Here is a 19543-nt window from a genome sequence, read left to right on the forward strand (position 1 = left end):
CGAAGCCTACGCCGCCAACGGCCGATTCGTCGCCACCCTCGCCTCGGAGGTCGTCGCTCTCCTCGCCCCCAACCCGGCGAACACGTCCTCGATCTCGGCTGCGGCGATGGCGCCCTCACCGAACAACTCGCCGCCACCGGCGCCATCCTCACCGGCGTCGACGCCTCACCTGCCATGCTCACCGCCGCCCGTGAGCGCAGCCTTCACAGCGCCGTCAAATTTGTCGTCGAGCAGCATGACGCGACCGCACTCCCCTACGACAACCAGTTCGACGCAGTCTTCTCCAACGCGGCCCTCCACTGGATCTCCGGCATCTCCGGCCATCAGGCCACGCTCGCAGGCGTTCACCGCGCCCTCCGCAGCAAAAATCCACAAGCCCGCTTCGTCGCCGAGATGGGCGGCCACGGCAACATCGCCGCCATTCGTACCGCACTCCAGGCCGCCCTTGCCCCCTTCCACATCGACGCCGAAGCAGCAGCGGCCAGCTTCTTTCCGTCACCCGCGATCTATCGCCGCCTGCTTGAATCCGCCGGCTTCACGATTCAATCCATACAACTCATCCCTCGCCCCACGCCCCTTCCCAACGGCATGGAGTCCTGGCTCAACACCTTCCGCAACGGAGTCCTCGACCGCCTCAATCCACGAGATCGTGCAGCCGCACTCACTGCGACCATCGCCCTGCTCGAGCCCATCCTCCGCGATGCCGACGGAAACTGGACCGCCGACTACGTTCGGCTCCGCTTCCACGCCACGATCCGCTAAGCCCCATCATCCCACCGCAAAATCGCGCATCTTACCTCATCTCCGCCATCACTTCTCATGTGGAAGAATCAAATGATAGTGGATGAATCGTCTCAGTCAGACGAAACATCATACTTTTGCGTCTAATGAATCAACAAAACAATCAGCCTATGAAAATAAAATCAAGCCACGCCCTCTGCGCCACCAATTTGTTCCTGTCACTGTATCTTTTCTGCGGAAACGCAGAGGCACAGAACAGGCTGAACTCCCTCTCGGATACGCCAGTCACATTCAAAACAGTCAGTGCCGATACAACCTCGTCATCCTCGCTCGACAACTCCGATCTTCCCGATGCTCCTCAGGCCCCCATCTCGGGCCCGGTCGCAGAGCAGGAAGGCGTTCAAACCAAGCGCATCCTCGGAATCATTCCCAACTTCCGAGCAGTCAGTGCCAACGTCCATCTGCCCCCTCAGTCGGTCAAGGAAAAGTTCGTCACTGCGACTCACGACAGCTTCGACTACTCTTCCGTCTTTCTTCCCGCCGCTGTCGCAGGTATCAACCAGGCTACGAATAACGTACCGGAATTTCATCAGGGAGCAGCCGGGTACGGCCGCTACTTCTGGCACACCTTCGTCGACCAGACCAGTGAAAATTACTTCGTCGAGTTCATTGTGCCCACTATCACTCACGAAGACACACGCTACTACACCCTCGGCAGCGGCGGTTTTATGAAGCGCGCCGAGTACTCCCTAAGCCGCGCCGTCATTACTCGAAACGACGCCGGGAACAATACCTTCAACATCAGCGAAATCCTGGGTGCTGGCGCCGCCGCCGGGATATCCAACTTATATTACCCACAGTCCCAGCGTACCTTCGGCAATACCGCAAGCAGATGGGGTACGAGCGTCGGGATCGACGCCGGTACCTTCCTCTTTCACGAGTTCTGGCCCGATATCAACCGCAAGCTCTTCCACGGTAAACAGCCCAGCCAGTAAACCAAAGGCCTGCCTTCACCGAGGCAGGCCGCCCAATCATCTCAGACACTAGCGGGCGTCCGACTCCGGCCCAAGATTCGCAAGGCACTGCTCCAACACCCCATTCAAAGCCTCAATCGAACTCTCAGCCACCCCCGCCACAGCTTCCCTTCAATCACCTTCACCATCTTCTCCGCCGTCTGAAGCAGCTTTTCCCCCTCAGCTGTCAGCCGCGCCGCAAGAATCCGGTCATTCCCCCGCCCTTTATTCCGTACGATCCACCCGCCTCTTTCAAGCCCCGTCAACATTGACTGCGCCGACTGCGGCGTCACATAGCACAACCGCGCCAACTGAGCCCCCGACACCCCCGGCTCGTCCCGAATCGTCTTCAATATGTGTAACTGGGCCGTCGTCACACCCTGAGGCCGCAGCGCCTCGTCCATCTGGCCGCGAAAGTGGACCAGGATGCGCTTCATCATCTGCGCAGCCCGCCGTCTTTCAGCCTGTTTCTTCGTACCGTTCGAATTTAAAGAAGCCATATCAGTCTCCTGATATCATATCAGGAGACTGATATGGCAACAATGACCGCACCTTCGCCGACGCTCGCCCGGCTCACGCCCATCGCCGCCGCACCCGCCGCGTGGAAGCCACACCACAACCCATGGGCCGTCGCGCTTACCGTCACACTCGCCACCTTCATGGAGGTCCTAGACACCTCCATCGCCAACGTCGCTCTGCCCCACATCGCCGGGACTCTCGGCGCCAGTTCCGAAGAGGCCACCTGGGTTCTCACCAGCTATCTCGTCTCAAGCGCTATCGTCCTGCCCATCTCCGGCTGGCTCTCCAACCGCTTCGGCCGCAAGCGCTTCTACATGGTCTGCGTCGCCCTCTTCACCATCTGCTCCTTCCTCTGCGGCATCGCAAACACGCTTCCCCTGCTCATCATCGCGCGCATCCTTCAGGGCGCGGGCGGCGGCGGCCTCGCCCCCAGCGAACAAGCCATCCTCGCCGACACCTTCCCCGTCGAAAAACGCGGTCAGGCCTTCGCCGTCTACGGAATGGCTGTCGTCGTGGCGCCCGCCATCGGCCCTACGCTTGGCGGCTGGATCACAGACAACTTCAACTGGCACTGGATCTTCTTCATCAACATCCCCATCGGCCTCATCTCGCTCTTTCTCAGCAACCGCATGGTCGAAGACCCGCCCCATCTCAAGGAGCGCAGGGAACAGGCCAAGCACCTCAAGATCGACTTCCTCGGTCTCGGCCTCGTAGCCTTCGGCGTTGGCTGCCTCGAATTCACCCTCGACAAAGGCCAGGAGAAGGACTGGTTCGGCGACCCCATGATCCGCACCTTCGCAATCCTCGCCGCAGCGACCCTTATCTTCTTCACCTGGTGGGAGTGGCACCATCCCGACCCAATCGTCGACCTGAAGCTCCTCAAGAATCGCAACTTCGGCACCGCCGTCTTTCTCCAACTCATCCTCGGCATGGTCCTCTTCGGCTCGACCGTCCTCATCCCGCAATACCTTCAGGGCCTGCTCGGCTACACCGCCGAACGCGCCGGCATGGTCCTCTCCCCGCAGGCTTCATGATGATGATCATGATGTTCGTCGCAGGTCGCAGCCTGGGCAAATTCGACCCCCGCCTCATGGTCTGTATGGGCTATCTCGTCACCGCCATCGGCATCTTCAACCTCACGCGCCTGGACCTCAACGCAGCCTTCGGCACCGTCACCCTTTGGCGCATGATGCAGATGCTCGGCCTCGCCTTCATCTTCATCCCCATCAGCACCCTCAACTATGTCGGCGTTCCGGCCAACAAGACCAACCAGATCTCCAGCCTCTCGAACTTCGCCCGCAACCTCGGAGGCAGCGCAGGCACGGCACTCCTCACCACCTATCTCGCACGCAACTCCCAGGTTCAGCAGGTCGCCCTCTCCGCCAACGTCGTTCGCGGAAGTGTCCCTTACAACCTCTACATGGACCGCATGAAAGAGATGCTGATGTCGCAGGGTATGTCTGCCGCCAGCGCATCACAGATGGCCATCGGTCAGGCCTATCAGCAGATGCTTCGCCAGGCCTCCATGCTCAGCTACAAAAACGCCTTCGCCATCCTCGCCTGCACTATCTTCCTGCTCACGCCGCTGCCCTTCATCATGCGTCTCCCCTCCAAGGCCGCAAAACCCGACCCCGAAGCCATGGGCGGACACTAACGTCGTTCCATTGACCAAAGCGATCTAAAGCGGTGGACTCAACAGCGGCAAAAAGCGGGCGCCCCACATCTCGATTTTGAGATGTGGGTTTTACGCCACACTTGTGCATCGCCAGAAAAGCGCTAACGAGCCGAATCCAGCTGCATCATCGTCTGCACACGCTCAAACGCAACCGGGCTCACCGACACCGCCCCCTCAAACGGCCGTGCCAGATCCGCAATCGCCGACAGCGTCACCGCCACCACAAACGTCAGCGCCAGAACCTGGCAATAGTGCAGCCATTTGTTGTCGTTCCCCAACAGGCACGAAGACCCCACCGTCGCTCCCCCGCCCGCCAGCAGCAGAATCCACAACACAGCCGGCAGCCGTACACGAAGCTGCTCTTCCCGCAGGCTCCGCCTCTCCGAAAGCTCGCTCAGCACCTGGGTCAGGTGGTCCACGCTATTCGCCGTGCCGGCATTGTCCTTCACCGCCGCAAGCAGCTTCCACATATCTACCTCGATCAACTCTCCCGCGCGACTCTCCTCCTGGTGCTGCATCGCCGGCCACTCCTGATGCACCACGGCATCGGCATACTTCATGCCCAGCGTACGAAACTGCTCCCGCGCCTCAACCGGCAATGCCGACGCAATCCGCGTCACGGTTAACAGAGAGCTAGCCTCCTGCGTCGCATTGATCTCGGCCGCGCGAAAGTCAATCCACACCGTGTACAGCATGAAGCCCAGAATCACCCCATACGTCGTCCCCAGAATCCCCAATTGCCATCCCGTTACATCGTTGATCAGCTTGCGATTGGGAATCGGCCACGCCCGATTCAGCAAAAGCACCAGCACCACTGACACCAGCAGCGCTAACCCAACCAGCAAGCCACTCTGCACATAACTCAGCATAGAACTCCACCTGAACGGAAAACCCGGACTGCCAAGCCAGCTTACATCGTGCGTCCGCTTCTCTCCATTTCTCTTTATCTAAAGGCCGCTTATCTCAAATCCTCAGGAATCCCGGCAAAGTAGCCCTTCGCCACCAGCCTCAATCGCGATATCGAATAGAGCACCGCAAAAAGTGAAACCGCAAACACCGCGCACGCGACAAGAAACGGTCCATCCACACCAGTCTCGCTGATCGGACGGGAGGTAAAGTCGCCGGCAACTCCCGTCCACCAATAAGCGAACAGCCCAACGTCCATCATCACGTGGCCAATCATGCACGGAATGAGCGATCCGGAAGCCCACGCCAGAAGCCCCAGCAATACCCCTGCGCCAAACACAATCGGCACAATCCCGGCCATTGCCCAACCCTTCGTCAGATGCACCACCGTAAAGAAGAATGAGGAGATCAGAATCGCGACCGGCACGCCGTGCCGCTGTTCAATGGGCCGTTGCATATACCCGCGAAAGCCGGTCTCCTCGCACGTCCCCGCCGACGTCGCCGAAACTACAATCGCCAACCACTTCAATGGCAGAGACGAAGTAAACGAAAAATCATAACCGCGCCGGAAATCCGCCATCGGAAAAGGCACGAAACGAAACAACAAAACAATCGAAGCATGTATTGTCGCCGCAAAAAAGACAGCCGCAACAATTCCCCATAACCACTGCCTCGGCGACATCCTGCAGCGACGAAACGCCGCAGCCCGAACCGTCTGTGTCGAGTGTGGACGCCCTCCTCCAGAAGCCCACCAGAGATAAACCGCAAGGAAGATCACCTCGACGACAGCCGCCAACGGCACGCCAAGGTGGAGAAGAAACAACGGCCACAGGTTGGCCGCCACAAGTGCAATCAGAAGTCCGGAGATGATAGCTCGAATCGCAACAGGCAGCTTTGCCCATGGGCCGAGCGCGCGGTCTTGCGTTGCCATCTTGCAAGCCTCGGAAAAACAGGAGGCAATGATCCTACATGACCCACCAATCAAAGTGGCGCCGCCCCCTTCACCAACCGCAACGAAAACATCTCAACAGATCAGCAAAGAAAGACTAAAATTCTCGCAGTGAACAAACCAGCCTCAAACGCGGTCTATGTAGTCGTCGCCGTAGTGCTCATCCTCGCATCTTCGGCAAGTGCGACCCCGCTGCCCTCCGCATCCACCCTGCTTGCCTGCACCGCCGCCCAACTCTCGCTCTCCTTCGACGGCGAAGGCGGCAACTTCGACGGCATGTCGCAGTCCGGCACCCTGCTTGTGCTGCGCAACATCGGCTCCCAGACCTGCACCGTCCCCGGCCGCCCCGCGCTCACCTTCGAAGACGCCTCCAACACCAGACTCCCAATCTCCCTCGAAACCCCACCCGGCATGCACCCCGGCCCAGTGATTCTCCCCGTCGCGATCCCTGCAAACGCCGAGGCCACAGGCGAACTTCACTGGGTCTCCGGCGAAGTCTTCGACAACAGCAAGTGCTTCACCCCGGCCTTTGTAGCCATAACCTTCGGCGCCGAAACCCTTCGCGCTCCCTTCACCGGCCATCTCTGTGCGCCTTCAGGCCAAGACGCCAAGTACCGCTTCGCCTACCTCAAACGCGACCCGGTCTACGTCCGCTCGAAATCCTAGCTTTACCGCGCGCCCAGATCCGCCGTATCTCCAACGGCCAACTTCACTTCCAACCGCGCCACCCATACCAGTTACACTAGTATTTGGGACAAAGTGCGCCCCGAAGGATACCGTTTTGCTCAACTCAGTCATTGCAAAAGTCTTTGGCACCAGTAACGAACGCGCCGTCAAGCGCATTCAGCCCACGGTCGCGCAGATCAACGCGCTCGAGCCGACCATTCAGGCGCTCTCCGACGAGGCTCTGCGCAATAAGACCGCCGAGTTCCGCCAGCGCATCGCCGCGGCCATCGCAAACATCCCCGACACCCCAGAGAACGCCGACGAGCGCATCGCCGCCGAAAAGGAAGCACTCAACGTTATCCTGCCCGAAGCCTTCGCCGTCGTCCGCGAAGCCGGCAAGCGCGCCGTAGGCATGCGCCACTTTGACGTCCAGCTTATGGGCGGCATCGTCCTCCACTCCGGCAAGATCGCAGAGATGAAGACCGGCGAAGGAAAAACCCTCGTAGCCACCCTTCCCTGCTACCTCAACGCCCTCGCCGGCCGCGGCGTACACGTCGTCACCGTCAACGACTACCTCGCCAAACGCGACGCCGAATGGATGGGCAAGATCTACGGCTTCCTCGGCCTCACCGTCGGCGTCATCGTCCACGACCTCGACGACCAGCAGCGCCGCGACGCCTACGCCTCCGACATCACCTACGGCACCAACAACGAGTTCGGCTTCGACTACCTCCGCGACAACATGAAGTTCGAGCTCAAGGATCAGGTCCAGCGCGGCCACTACTACTGCATCGTCGACGAAGTGGACTCCATCCTCATCGACGAGGCCCGCACCCCGCTCATCATCTCCGGCCCCACCGACCAGACCACCGACAAGTACGCTCGCGTCAACGTCATCATCCCCAAGCTCGAGCTAGGCGAACTCATCGAAACCGTCGAAACCAAAACATGGTCCGGCGACTACGTCGTAGACGAAAAGACCCGCTCCATCACTGTCACCGACGAGGGCTGGGAAAAGATCGAAGGCCTTCTCGGCATCGGCAACATCGCCGACCCCGAGAACTGGGACCTCAAGCACCACGTCGAAGTCGCCATCAAGGCCCACTCCCTCTACAAGCGCGACGTAGAGTATGTCGTCAAAGAGGGCGAGGTCATCATCGTCGACGAGTTCACCGGCCGTCTCATGCCCGGCCGCCGCTGGTCCGACGGACTCCATCAGGCCGTCGAAGCCAAGGAAGGCGTGGCCATCCGCAAGGAAGACCAGACGCTCGCCACCATCACCTTCCAGAACTACTTCCGCATGTACAAGAAACTCAGCGGAATGACCGGCACCGCCGAGACCGAAGCCGCCGAGTTCGACAAGATCTACAAGCTCGACATCGTCGTCACACCGACCAACCGCAAGATGCTCCGCATCGAAAACCCCGACGTCGTCTACCGCACCGCGAAAGAAAAATACTTCGCCGTCGCCGACGAGATCGCCCGTCTCCACGGCGAAAAGCAGCCGGTCCTCGTTGGCACCACGTCGATCGAAAAATCCGAGCTCCTCTCCGAGATTCTCAAGCGCAAAGGCGTTCGCCACGTCGTCCTCAACGCAAAGTTCCACGAGAAGGAAGCCGAGATCGTCGCACAAGCCGGTCGTCTCGGCATGGTCACCATCGCCACCAACATGGCAGGCCGCGGCACCGACATCCTCCTCGGCGGCAACGCCGAGTTCATGGCCCGTCAGGATCTCGTGCGCAAACAGCAAGCGCGCGCGGTCAGCGCAGCCGAAGGCGCAATCAATCCCGTAGCCGGCCCCGGCATGGTCCGCTTCTACTACACCGGCCAGGAGTTCGAAACCACGCAAGCCAACTGGGACGCCGCCACCGCCGCTCACGAGGGCGCAGCCAAAACCGAACACGAGAGCGTCATCGGCGCAGGCGGCCTCCACATCCTCGGCACCGAACGCCACGAATCCCGCCGCGTCGACAACCAGCTCCGCGGACGCGCCGGCCGTCAGGGCGACCCCGGCTCCTCCCGCTTCTTCCTCTCGCTCGAAGACGACCTCATGCGCATCTTCGCCCGCGAGTGGGTCTCGACACTCCTCCAGCGCCTCGGCATGGAAGAGGGCGTCCCCATCGAATCCGGCATGATCTCCCGCCGCATCGAAGCCGCGCAGAAGGCCGTCGAAACTCAGAACTTCGAATCCCGCAAACACGTCCTCGAGTACGACGATGTCATGAACAAGCAGCGCGAAGCCGTCTACGGTCTCCGCCGCCAGCTCATGGAAGGAGTAGACCAGAAGCAGCTCATCACCGAGGACTACACCTCCACCATCCTCTCCAACATCCTCGACGAAAACGCCCCGGAAAAAGTTCACGCCGACGAGTGGAAGCTTGAACCCCTCTTCTCGCAGATCTACGACATCTTCGGCGCCCATCTCGAAAAAGAAGTCGACGCGACCGCACTCAATCGCCACGAGCTAGGCGAAGCCATCTTCCAGAATCTTCGCGCCCGCTACGACATCAAGGAGCAGATCCTCGGCGCCGAAGCCATGCGCTACCACGAGCGCATCGTCATGCTCTCCGTCCTCGACGGCCTCTGGAAAGATCATCTCCTCGCCATGGACCATCTCAAAGAGGGCATCGGCCTCCGCGGCTACGCGCAGCAGGATCCGCTCGTCGCCTACAAGAAAGAATCCTTCGAGATGTTCGAAGGCATGATGATGCGCTTCCAGGAAGACACCGCGCGCCACCTCTTCCGCATGCAGATCATCGGCCCCGACGGCACTCCCATCGAATCCGCTGAGCAGCTGGCGCAAGCCCAGGCCCACGCGCAGGCTCTAGCGCAGGCCCAACAAGCCCAGCAGCTAGCTGCAGCCAACGCCCAACACGCACTCCCACCCTCCGGCCCGCCGCAACACACCAACGCGCCAGCCGCGCGTCAAAATCCGCCGGCACCGCCTGCCAACCGCGCACCCTCCACCACCATCGACGCCTTGGAGCGCGAGTTCCAGAAGAAGAAGCAGCGCGAACTCGAGCAAGCCCGCTCCGTCAGCTCCTCCTCATCCGCCGCCAACGGCTCCGGCCCCCGTCACGCCGGCGAAAAGGTCGGCCGCAACGACGAGTGCCCCTGCGGCTCCGGCAAGAAGTACAAAAAATGCCACGGAGCCACCGCCTGAACCAGCAGCAGTTTCGCCGCTGCAAACAAACATGCCATGCACCACCAGGATTGTGGCTCTTTGCCCCAACCACGCAGGGTTGAGGGGCGACGCCTATAGAGGCCGCCCCGTTGGTCGTTTACTAATAGGACCGGACAATCACCTTGCCAACCATGCCAAGATTATCGTGCAGCGCGCATATGTAGTTGTACGTCCCCGCCTCCGTGAAGGTAATGCGGAAACGCGTGTTGCCCGGAGGAGACTGTGGCACGCCAACCTGGTTTTCCGGCGACGCGAGAATAAGGCCCGAATGCACGTTGTCCCGATGCGAACTGATCGTTGCATGCAACACACCATCCGCATCCAGAGTCAAGGGCACATTGCCGGACGGAGGAATGGGATTCGCCGGATCCTGGCCGAAGGTGATCGTATGCGGCAAAGCCGGGTCCAGATTGGTCCACTCGATCGTGTCTCCCTTATGGATTTCAATCGTTCCCTTCAGAAAACGCACAACGGAAAGCGACTCAAATCCTGCGCCGGTCACGTTCATCTCTCCAATGCCGGCAGTCACGCCGTTCTTGTTTGCAAGCAAGTGCGCAGAGAGCATGTCATCCATGTCCCTGTGCTTGTCTGTATCGGTGAGCAGACTATTCCGCTGGTCCGCCGCCTGCTCGTTATAGAAGGCCTGATCGTGCGGTAGAGTCGCCGACACGGGGAGCACGTGTATGACTCCGGTCATATGCGGATGGACCAGGCAGATCAGGCTATAGTTGCCGGGTTTAGGAAAGCTCACGGTAAACGTCTGCCCCTCCACCAACGGAGGCGCGCTCACGCACTTGGTGCCGTCGAAACTCGTGCCACTTGGTGAGAACCCAGGACAGCCCACCGTGAAATCGTTATAAGGCTGACCGGCGATGAAGAAGGACACCGTATGAATGTCGCCGCTGCCGGAGGTCCAGGTGATGCTGTCGCCCTCGTGGATCCAGAGCTCGTTGGGAAGAAAAGCGATGGCCTGCTTGCCCATATCTTTACTTTGAGCCCCCAACTCGGCTTTCCAGTTTTGTTGGGCATAAACGCTACCTGGAATACAAACCGACAGCGCCGTCAGCGCCGCCAGCGACAGAAACATCGAGATTCTCGATTTCATGATCGCCTCTTAGGAAAATATAGATTTTGGGGGAGCAGGCCCGGAGCCCGGCAGGAATTATAGGCCTTGTCCCACGTGTGTCAACTTCATCATGGGACAGCGCACAGAGGCGATGCCGGCGTCGAAAGGACGCTACCTTTGCAACCTCTGAGAATCAGAGGAGTTACGAAGCCTTACTTCTCCAGATCATCCAGCAGCAGCTTGGCCTTAGTCGCCAGAGTCTTAGCCCCCTCGGCATCCCCGGACTTCAACGCATCCTGCGCATCCTTCCAGAAGTTCCGCACCTTGCTCACCTGGGCCTTCTGCTCCTCTGCTTTTTGCGACGGCAGCGCATTCAACCTCTTATCAATGGAAGCGATCAGATCCTCCGCCTCCTGCTTGGTCTGCGGATTCGTCTCTCCACCAGCCGTCAGGGCACCCACCGCAGCATCTGGTGACGGCGGTCCAGCAGCATTGGCAATCTGTGTCTCGGGAGTCGGTTCAGGCGGCGCAACAACCTTCGGCGGCTGCTTCTTCCTCTTCTTCGGCTTCCCTGCTTCTGTCGAAACCGGCACCGGCGGCAGCTTCTCCGTCGGAGCCTCTACCATCGGCAGATCATCCGGCTGCGGAATCTCCTCAAGTGCCACCGGAGCCATCACCGGAGGCAAAGGCGCAAGCTGCTGCTTATGCCGGCAGCCCGCCATCCCCATCGCCAAACCAAACCAGAGAGCCGTCCATGCGATCTTCTGCGTAATGTTGCTCGTACCCTTCAAACCCGTTCCCCTAGCTCTTTGTGAACTGCTCCTGCGGCCTTCCTGCTCTCGCCGCCAACTCCCGCCGCAGCCGGCAGCCGAAACGTAAAGGTCGTCCCTCGTTCGACTGAATCCGGGTCGGCATTGGATCGCACCTCCATCGCTCCGCCATGCAGCTGCAAAATCCTGTACGTCATCGCCAGCCCAATTCCGCTGCCCTTTGGTTTGGTGGTGAAGTACAGTTCGAAGATACGCGGTAATAGCTCCGGAGGTATACCTACTCCTTCATCAATTACCTCAACCACCGCGAACTGGTGGTCCCGCCGCATCCTCACCACCATCGCCCCGCCCTCGGGCATCGCCTGCATACCGTTCAGCAACAGGTTCAGCAGCGCCTGCTGCATCAGCTGCGCATCCACCCTCACCATCAACGGATCTTTCGGAGCATTCACCACCACCTGCACCCGATTCTCCTGCATCTCGGCGGTGGTCAGATCCATCACAACCGCAACCACCTGCCGCAGATCATGTTCCCGCAGATGCAGCTCCATCGGTCGCGAAAAGTCCGCCAGCGTCTGCACCACCCTGTCCAGCCGCTGCATCTCGCCCGCCAGAATCTCCACATGCCGCTGGGCCCCGCCAAACGCCTCGGCCCCGCCCGGCGCCAGCTTCCCGCGCAACAGCTCCAGGTGCAGCACCATCGCGTTGATCGGGTTCTTCACCTCATGCCCCACCCCAGCCGTCAGCCTCCCAATCGCCCCCAGCCTCCTCGCGACCTCCAGTTCCTGCCCCAACTGCGCCACCGACTCCATGTCGCGCAGCGTCAACAGCGTCGCCACGCTCCCCACCCCGCTCATCCGATCGTCGATCCGGTCCAGCGAGAATTGCACCTGCCGCCCGTCCTCCAGCGTCACCGCCTGCGCACTCACCTGGCCCCCTCGGCGAACGCCTCCAGCACTGCCTCTCCAAGCACGCTATCCGGAGCAAAGATCTCTTCCAGCCGCATCCCCACCAGCTTTTCGTGATCCTGGTTCAACGGGGCTCCCAAAAAATAAGCCACCGCATCCGACACCATCACCGCCCGCCGATCCGCCGTAAAAAGCATTACTCCATCGCGCAGCGTATCCAGCATCTGGTTCAGATTCGCCTGCAGCGCCGTATAGCCGGCCTCCTGCGTCCGCATCTGTTCTCCCAGGCGATCCAGCGTCCGCGTCACCCGAACCACCGCGTCGCTTCTGGTATTCCGACTCTCCAGCAGCCTCTCAGGAATCGCTCCCCCGCCAGCGTCAAGCTCTCCAGCCGCGCACTGATCGCCTCCAGCGGACGCAACGCCACATTCGCCAGCAAACCAGCCGACAGCATCGCCGCCAGCGCCGCCAGTGCCGCAAAGATCAGCGCATCCAGCAGCCACGGCTCATACGAGTTCTTCAAAAACGTCGATCGCACCCCAACGTGCACCACCAGAAACGGAGCCCCGTTCCGCTGCAACGCCTGCGAAATATCCAGCACCCGCGGCTTGCCAAACACCACTCTCATCTGCCGTGGGATCGGCCCGTTCTGCACACTCGCCAGACTGAATCGAAACACCGCCGGCTGATCTACCGCGTCCGGATCCGTACTCAGCAGCGTCAATCCGTGGGCATCCGTCACACTCACGTCCTGCACCGTAGGCGAGTACCGCACGATCGTATTCATCACCTCAGTTAGCGCCGTATGACTCCTCAGCGCATCCACCACCGCCGCGTGCAGCGCCTCGTCGCTTCGGTCCACCGGCGGATTCGCCCGCAGTCCCGTCTCGACTGCCTTCCGCATATCCAGCCAGACCTCGTGCACCAGCACATCGTTCGCCGCGGCCGTCTGCTCGATCCTCTGCCGCAGAAGTTCGCTTACGAACAGCGCCGAGAGCACCAGCACGATCGCAAACGTCAACCCGGTTGCCGCGAGCACCAGCTTCGTCTTCAGCCGCATCGTTACTCCGTCACAGCAGCAGCGTTCGAGTACTCCTTCAGCTTATTCTGCAGCGTCTTCGAACTGATTCCCAGAATCTCAGCGGCCTTGGTCTTGTTGTTGTGGGTCGCCACCAGCGTCTTCAGAATCAGCTGCTTCTCTGCCTCATCCACCGTCGTTCCTACCTCAACCCGCACAGAGTTCGACTCATCCAAACGTCGCTGAGCATCCTCGAAGTGCGCCGCTTGCGAAGCAGCAAACGCCTCCACTCCGCCAACTCTGTTCGGGGGGAGCAAACCCCGGCTCTCCAAAGTGCGGCGGCAGATGCTCAATCCCCAGCATCCCCGAACCCGCCAGAATCACCGCCCGCTCAATCGTGTTCCGCAGCTCTCGCACATTGCCCGGCCACTTATACCCCTCCAGCCGCGTCATCAGCGAATCCTTCAGCCCGGCAACCGTGCAGTGATGACGCTCATTCATATCGTCGATCATCTTCTCCGCAATCGCCGAAACATCCATCAGATGATCCCGCAGCGGAGGCATCTGGATATTAAAAACATTCAGCCGGTAGTAAAGATCTCCACGCAACTCCCCACTCGACACAGCCTTTTCCGGATCTTTATTTGTCGCCGCCACCACCCGCACATCCACCGGCGTCTCAATCTTGCTGCCCAGCCTTCGCAGCTTCCTGTCCTCCAGCACCCGCAGCAGCTTCGCCTGTGTCGCCATCGGCATCTCGCCGATCTCATCGAGCAGCAGCGTACCCTCCTCCGCCAACTCAAAGCATCCCGCACGACGCTCCAACGCACCGGTAAACGCGCCCTTCTCATGCCCGAAGATCTCGCTCTCAATCAGCGTCTCCGGAATCGCCGCGCAGTTCACCGCCACAAACGGCTTCAGCCTGCGCGCACTGAGATCATGCAGCGCCCGCGCCACCAGCTCTTTTCCCGTTCCACTCTCACCCGTCACCAGCACCGACACATTCGACGGAGCAATCCTCTCGATCATCGAGAAGATATCCACCATCTGCGGCGAAGAGCCCACCATCGGCCCCAGCACGCCCGTATCTCTCAGCTGCCGCCCGGTCGCCTCCAGCTCCGCATCCGCTTCCCGCTGCCGGCTCGCATTATGCAGAATCGTCTTCAGCCGATTCGGCTCCACGGGCTTAGGAATATAGTCGTACGCGCCCATCCGCATCGCGTCGACGGCAGACTCAATCGACCCCTGCGCCGTCAGCATCACTACAGCAATCCTCTGCGGCAGCTCGCCGATTCGATTCAGCAACTCCATCCCATCCATCCGCGGCATCTTCAGGTCGGTCACAACAATCGCAGGAGCCCACGACACCGCCTTCTCCAGACCCTCCATCCCATCCGCCGCACACTCCGCCCTATAGCCCCAGCTCTCAATCAGCTCCGTCAGGCCACTCCTTGCATGAACCTCATCTTCAACGATCAGTACTTTCTCCAACACACTCTCCAAACCAAACCAGTAGTCGAACTCAAGACAGTCTCCAAAACAGCCACCGTCCGCAATTAAATTCGTGAGCTTACCAAACAGGATGCACCCTGCTCAATCACATCCTCAGCCCGGCACGCTTCGCGGAACCGCGGGAATTAACTCAGTCCTCGCCCAAGCCCCGTCCCGGGACCTGTGCCTGATGCCATCTCTAAGGATATCCTTGAAACCATGTTAGAGCCCGAAATTACCGCAGAAGCCTTCTCCACCCTCCGCCAGCAGCCCAACGCCCCCTCTTATTAGACGTCCGCGAGCCCTGGGAGTACCAGACCACCCACCTCCCCGACTCCACCCTCATCCCCATGGGCGAGATCCCCTCCCGAGCCCACACCGAACTCGACCCCGACGCCCCCATCGTCGTCCTCTGCCATCACGGAGCCCGTTCCCTCAGCGTCACGATGTGGTTGCGTAATCAAGGCTTCGAGCACGTTCAGTCCCTGGCCGGCGGCATCGACGCCTGGTCCCGTTCCATCGACCCCACCATCCCCCGGTACTAACCCTCCACATTTCGTCTTTGCCAATGATTTTGTAATTCTTGTTTGCCGTTGCCCGTCCTTTTGTTGTCATCCCCGAAGGGATCTGCGGTTGCCGCTGCCGCTGCCGCTGTCGCTGCCGTTGTCGTAGCCTTTGCCGTTGCCCGTCCTTTTGTTGTCATCCCCGAAGGGATCTGCGGTTGCGGTTGCGGTTGCGGTTGCGGTTGCGGTTGCGGTTGCGGTTGCGGTTGCCGTTGCCGTTGCCGCTGCCGTTGTCGTAGCCTTTGCCGTTACCCGTCCTTTTGTTGTCATCCCCGAAGGGATCTGCGGTTGCCGTTCCGCAGAACTGACCAACTCCCACTGCTTCTCAAAACCAAACGAAAACGCCCTCAAAGTATCCAACAACAGGAGGCCCCGATTGAACAAGCTTCTCCCCCTGATTCTTCTTCTCTCAAGCTCCTTGCCCCTCAGAGCCCAGCAGCCCCCCTCCCGCCCAGCTACCAAACCGTCCTCACCAACGACGCCTTCAAAGTCATCAGCGTCCAGTACGGCCCACACGAAAAGGTCCCCGTCCACGACCACCCCGCCACCCCAACCGTCTTCGTCTACCTCAACAACTCAGGCCCCGTAAACATCATCCACGACGGGAATCCACCCTCCACCGTCACCCGTCCCCCCACCCAACTCGGAGCCTTCCGCTTCAACCGAGGCCTGATCGAGCGCCACTCCATCGAAAACCTCAGCGACCTGCCCTCGCTTTTTCTCCGTGTCGAACTCCCCAACCTCAACCTGCCCGACAACCCACCCGACTTCCGTGGCCCTGCCCCCACCGACCTGACCCACAACATCAACGAGACCGAGTTCTCCTCCCCGCACGTCACCGTTCTCCGCGTCGTCTGCGTTAACCCGGCGCCCTGCGACGTCCCACCCACGGCAGCCCCATCCGTCCTGATCGCCTTCTCCTCCACATCGCTCACACACGACGGTCAAACTACAAAGATCGGCGCAGGCACCGTCCTCCCCATAGCTCCCAACCAATCCTTCAAGATCTCTCCGATTACCTCGGAGCCCGCCCACATTCTGCTCATCTCAAGACACTGATCGGCCAAAATCCCCGCTAACTCTCCGGCGGCATCTGCCCTGGATTCGTCTGCTCCGGCGCAGGATTCGCATCCGGCTGCTCCGGCTGTTCGGGCTCAGCCTGCTCCGGAGCCGGCATATTCGGATTATCCTGAATCCGCTGCTCCTCCTGCCCCGGCACAGGCTGTTGTGTGATCGGAACCTCCGGCGCATCCTGAATCCGCGGCTCCGCCTGCTGCTCCTGCTGAATCTTCAAGCTCCTCTGCACCACCCCATTCAGCTCCTGCTGCTGCCTCTGCGAAGCCGTCTGCTGCCGTTGCAAAAGACTCGCATCCCTCTGCCTCTGCGCCTCAGCCAACGCCTCCGGGTCAACCACCGGCGCCGAAGCCTGAACCACAGGTGGCGCCACTCGCCGTACCGCGTGATGCGCGACCTGATCCGCGACCACCGGCAACGGCGGCGCATCATCAGGAAAATCCGGCTCTGCAGGCCGGGGCACCGTGCGAACCACAGGCTGCACCGGCGCCGGAGCCTGCTTCTTCTTGCATCCCTGTCCCACGATCAACGCCAACCCCACCGCCACCAACCCCGCACTCTTCGCCAATCGTGCCAGCATCCCGAACCTCGTTCCCATTGGATGCAGGCTCCCCCTGCGCCGAACCTCGAATCTCCCTGCAGAATACCCAAATGGTGTCGCCCTGCCGCGAGCCGTCGCACTCGTCGCCCCAGAACCGGCCGCTTAGGAACCGACAACGGTACCCCCTCAAGCTCTTCACTTAGAGGACTTGAACACCTCACCGAAAGGCATGCTAAGCTTTGTGAAAATCCGACGAAAACCACCTTGCTGCACCGATTTCTTTTACTTCTCCCGTCCACATTTTGAGGTGGCTTTCTTCTGCCGGAGAACGAGGTAGGGGAATGCTAGGAAGCGTCAAGTCCTTCCTGAAAAACTTCCCGGTTTTAGGCCAGGGTCTCCTTCAACTTCGCAGAGCACAGTTCAGGAGTTCGGTCGACTATTGGGATCAGCGCTATCGCCAGGGCGGCGACTCAGGCGCAGGCAGCTATAACCGGCTGGCCGAGTTCAAAGCCAACTTCCTGAACACATTCGTCGAGCAGCACAACGTCTCCTCTGTCATCGAGCACGGCTCCGGCGACGGTGCCCAACTCAAACTCGCTCGCTATCCCAACTACACCGGCGTCGACATCTCCCCCAAAGCCGTTGAGATCTGTCGCACTCTCTTCGCCGGCGATCCCACCAAACGCTTCTTCGAAGCCAATCTCCTCCCCGCAGGCACCGTGGCCGATCTGGCGCTGTCACTCGACGTGATCTACCACGTCGTCGAGGACCAAGCCTTCGACGCTTACATGCAAAAACTCTTCGCCTCCGCGAGCCGCTTCGTCATCGTCTACTCCAGCGATATGGAGCGGGACTGGCCCTACAAGCACATCCACCATCGCAAGTTCACCGACTGGGTGAGCCGAAACCAAACGCAGTGGTCTCTGCTGTCCAAAACGCCCAACGTCTATCCCTACGACCCGGCCAATCCCGACGAAACCTCCTTCGCCGACTTTTACGTCTTCGCAGCCAGCAGCTAGGAAGCGCCATCGCAACCAGAAAACCCCACCGCAAAATTCCGCGAATCCGATCACCCCAATCCGGAGCGGATCCCAGACCCCGATCCCAGCCCCAACAGATTCCAAACCCCCCAAAAAATCTCAAAAAAACTGTCACTTTTTTCCCACCAGAAAAAACAACATCAACCGACCACCAACTCACCACAATCCACCACGATCTCACCATCGAAAAACCACGCTCAACACACCACTTTCAGCAAAACCCCCAGCAAAAACGCCCACAGCCACAGGAAATAAAAAATCTCCCGGCAATCCAAAATTATTTGAAGGAAAATCTCACTTGGCGCGAGGATGTGTCTCGTCATACACCTTCTGCACCTGACCCACAGTCAGCTGCGTATACCTCTGCGTCGTCGACAGCCGCTCATGCCCCAGCATCTCCTGGATTGCGCGCAAATCCGCGCCCTCCTCCAACATGTGCGTCCCAAACGCATGCCGCAGCGTATGCGGATGCACATCCGCCGCCAGCCCGCGGCTCAGCGCAATCGCCTTCACAATCCGCCCCACACTCCGCGTCGTCAGCCTGCAATCCCCACGCATTCGCAGGTTCATCATCAACGGCCCATCATGCACCAGCGCGCCCTTCCCTGCCGCCAACAGCTTCGTCTCGCGCAGCGGCAGATAAGCCCGTAGCGCCACCGCAGCTTCATCTCCCAGCGGCACCAGACGCTCCTTTCGGCCCTTGCCACGCACCAGCACAGCATCATCGCGCCACTTCACGCTGCCCATATTCAGCCCCACCAGCTCCGAGTTTCGAATCCCGCACCCGTACAACAACTCGAAGATCACCCGGTCCCGCTCAGGCCACGCCGAAGCATCTCCCTCCTCCGAATCGCCACGACCGTCGGGGTGCCCCATCCTTCGCGCACCTTGCGAAGGGTGGGAGACGATACCGCCCCCAGCCCTCTTCTCGGTCGAACCATCCAGCGAATTCAAAACCCGATTCACCTCTTCCATACTCGGCACGCGCGGCAGATGCTTCGGCAGCTTAGGCGTACTCACCAGCAGCGCAGGATTCTGCGCCACCTTGCCCTCCTTCGCCAGCCACTTGAACCAGCTCCTCACCGCCGCCAGCGCCCGCGCCGCACTCGCCTTGGTCAGCCCCCGCTCATACAGCGCTCCCAGGTAAGCGCGAATATGCAGATGCTCCACCGCGCCCACCTTCGCACCCTTCCCCAAAGTCTCATTCAGATAAGCCGCAAAGCTCCTCACCTCGCGCGCATAAGCCCGCAGTGTATGCTCCGACGCACCCCGCTCATTCGTGAGCATCGCCAGAAATGTTTCGGCCAAACCCTCGATCTCGTCAGCCTTATCCCGCATCTGCATCTGCCTCTGCCTTGTTTTTCGCCGCTGCCCTTGCCTTTGTTCTTGCCGCTGTCTTTGCCTTTGTAGGTGCCGCTG

The 19543-nt window shown here is 60.3% G+C and carries 19 protein-coding genes and 2 pseudogenes; 8 read left to right on the forward strand and 13 right to left on the reverse strand.

Features of this window, described 5'->3' with window-relative positions:
• The first annotated feature begins 24 nt into the window (after positions 1-24).
• Both RBB80_RS29210 and RBB80_RS29215 read left to right on the forward strand, forming a co-directional pair.
• A complete protein-coding gene (locus RBB80_RS29210) occupies positions 25-762 on the forward strand; it encodes a class I SAM-dependent methyltransferase (RefSeq protein ID WP_433969945.1) in 738 nt (245 codons plus the stop codon).
• Between the two features lie 149 nt (positions 763-911).
• Positions 912-1736, forward strand: a complete 825-nt coding sequence (locus RBB80_RS29215) for a hypothetical protein (RefSeq protein ID WP_433965673.1) — start codon at positions 912-914, stop codon at positions 1734-1736.
• 104 nt (positions 1737-1840) lie between these two features.
• Here the strand turns inward: RBB80_RS29215 and RBB80_RS29220 are convergent, their stop codons facing one another.
• Positions 1841-2254 (reverse strand): MarR family winged helix-turn-helix transcriptional regulator, encoded by a 414-nt coding sequence (locus RBB80_RS29220; RefSeq protein ID WP_433965674.1) that lies wholly within the window; start codon positions 2252-2254, stop codon positions 1841-1843.
• 42 nt (positions 2255-2296) lie between these two features.
• Here RBB80_RS29220 and RBB80_RS29225 point away from each other — a divergent pair.
• A pseudogene (locus tag RBB80_RS29225) lies at positions 2297-3927 on the forward strand (DHA2 family efflux MFS transporter permease subunit).
• 122 nt (positions 3928-4049) lie between these two features.
• Here RBB80_RS29225 and RBB80_RS29230 read toward each other — a convergent pair.
• The gene (locus tag RBB80_RS29230; RefSeq protein ID WP_433965675.1) at positions 4050-4817 is read right to left on the reverse strand and encodes a DUF4239 domain-containing protein; all 768 of its coding nucleotides are present in this window, start codon (positions 4815-4817) and stop codon (positions 4050-4052) included.
• A gap of 89 nt (positions 4818-4906) precedes the next feature.
• Positions 4907-5785: a lysostaphin resistance A-like protein gene (locus tag RBB80_RS29235; protein ID WP_433965676.1), complete on the reverse strand. Its 879-nt coding sequence runs from the start codon at positions 5783-5785 to the stop codon at positions 4907-4909.
• 129 nt (positions 5786-5914) lie between these two features.
• Between RBB80_RS29235 and RBB80_RS29240 the strand changes: the two genes are divergently transcribed.
• Both RBB80_RS29240 and secA read left to right on the forward strand, forming a co-directional pair.
• On the forward strand, positions 5915-6469 hold the full coding sequence (locus tag RBB80_RS29240; RefSeq protein WP_433965677.1) for a DUF4232 domain-containing protein: 555 nt from the start codon (positions 5915-5917) through the stop codon (positions 6467-6469).
• Positions 6470-6584: 115 nt separating this feature from the next.
• A complete protein-coding gene (secA, locus tag RBB80_RS29245) occupies positions 6585-9632 on the forward strand; it encodes a preprotein translocase subunit SecA (protein ID WP_433965678.1) in 3048 nt (1015 codons plus the stop codon).
• Positions 9633-9753: 121 nt separating this feature from the next.
• Here the strand turns inward: secA and RBB80_RS29250 are convergent, their stop codons facing one another.
• The 7 genes from RBB80_RS29250 to RBB80_RS29280 form a co-directional block, all read right to left on the reverse strand.
• Positions 9754-10758 carry a cupredoxin domain-containing protein gene (locus RBB80_RS29250; protein ID WP_433965679.1) on the reverse strand — a complete coding sequence of 335 codons (1005 nt, stop codon included), beginning with the start codon at positions 10756-10758 and terminating at the stop codon, positions 9754-9756.
• Positions 10759-10931: 173 nt separating this feature from the next.
• Entirely contained in the window at positions 10932-11510 is a 579-nt protein-coding gene (locus RBB80_RS29255; RefSeq protein ID WP_433965680.1) for a hypothetical protein, read from the reverse strand.
• Positions 11507-12418: a sensor histidine kinase gene (locus RBB80_RS29260; RefSeq protein ID WP_433965681.1), complete on the reverse strand. Its 912-nt coding sequence runs from the start codon at positions 12416-12418 to the stop codon at positions 11507-11509. The genes RBB80_RS29255 and RBB80_RS29260 overlap by 4 nt, the downstream gene beginning before the upstream one ends.
• Positions 12415-12714: a hypothetical protein gene (locus RBB80_RS29265; RefSeq protein WP_433965682.1), complete on the reverse strand. Its 300-nt coding sequence runs from the start codon at positions 12712-12714 to the stop codon at positions 12415-12417. The genes RBB80_RS29260 and RBB80_RS29265 overlap by 4 nt, the downstream gene beginning before the upstream one ends.
• On the reverse strand, positions 12702-13457 hold the full coding sequence (locus RBB80_RS29270; protein ID WP_433965683.1) for a hypothetical protein: 756 nt from the start codon (positions 13455-13457) through the stop codon (positions 12702-12704). Before RBB80_RS29270 ends, RBB80_RS29265 begins: the two co-directional genes overlap by 13 nt.
• A 2-nt stretch (positions 13458-13459) precedes the next feature.
• Complete coding sequence (locus RBB80_RS29275; protein WP_433965684.1) at positions 13460-13651, reverse strand: helix-turn-helix domain-containing protein; 192 nt, start codon at positions 13649-13651, stop codon at positions 13460-13462.
• On the reverse strand, positions 13644-14909 hold the full coding sequence (locus tag RBB80_RS29280) for a sigma-54-dependent transcriptional regulator (protein WP_433965685.1): 1266 nt from the start codon (positions 14907-14909) through the stop codon (positions 13644-13646). Before RBB80_RS29280 ends, RBB80_RS29275 begins: the two co-directional genes overlap by 8 nt.
• Before the next feature lie 329 nt (positions 14910-15238).
• Here RBB80_RS29280 and RBB80_RS29285 point away from each other — a divergent pair.
• A pseudogene (locus RBB80_RS29285) lies at positions 15239-15451 on the forward strand (rhodanese-like domain-containing protein); the annotation flags it as partial.
• Between the two features lie 66 nt (positions 15452-15517).
• Here RBB80_RS29285 and RBB80_RS29290 read toward each other — a convergent pair.
• The gene (locus RBB80_RS29290; RefSeq protein WP_433965686.1) at positions 15518-15739 is read right to left on the reverse strand and encodes a hypothetical protein; all 222 of its coding nucleotides are present in this window, start codon (positions 15737-15739) and stop codon (positions 15518-15520) included.
• Positions 15740-15757: 18 nt separating this feature from the next.
• Here RBB80_RS29290 and RBB80_RS29295 point away from each other — a divergent pair, with 18 nt between their 5' ends.
• Entirely contained in the window at positions 15758-16528 is a 771-nt protein-coding gene (locus tag RBB80_RS29295) for a hypothetical protein (RefSeq protein ID WP_433965687.1), read from the forward strand.
• 16 nt (positions 16529-16544) lie between these two features.
• On the opposite strand, the gene RBB80_RS29300 is transcribed toward RBB80_RS29295, so the two are convergent.
• On the reverse strand, positions 16545-17123 hold the full coding sequence (locus RBB80_RS29300; RefSeq protein WP_433965688.1) for a hypothetical protein: 579 nt from the start codon (positions 17121-17123) through the stop codon (positions 16545-16547).
• A gap of 302 nt (positions 17124-17425) precedes the next feature.
• On the opposite strand from RBB80_RS29300, the gene RBB80_RS29305 reads away from it, so the two are divergent.
• Positions 17426-18103, forward strand: a complete 678-nt coding sequence (locus RBB80_RS29305) for a class I SAM-dependent methyltransferase (RefSeq protein ID WP_433965689.1) — start codon at positions 17426-17428, stop codon at positions 18101-18103.
• 315 nt (positions 18104-18418) lie between these two features.
• Here the strand turns inward: RBB80_RS29305 and RBB80_RS29310 are convergent, their stop codons facing one another.
• A complete protein-coding gene (locus tag RBB80_RS29310; protein ID WP_433965690.1) occupies positions 18419-19462 on the reverse strand; it encodes a tyrosine-type recombinase/integrase in 1044 nt (347 codons plus the stop codon).
• Positions 19463-19543: the final 81 nt, after the last annotated feature.

The organism is Tunturiibacter gelidiferens, from assembly GCF_051013345.1.
Lineage (GTDB): Bacteria > Acidobacteriota > Terriglobia > Terriglobales > Acidobacteriaceae > Edaphobacter > Edaphobacter gelidiferens_A.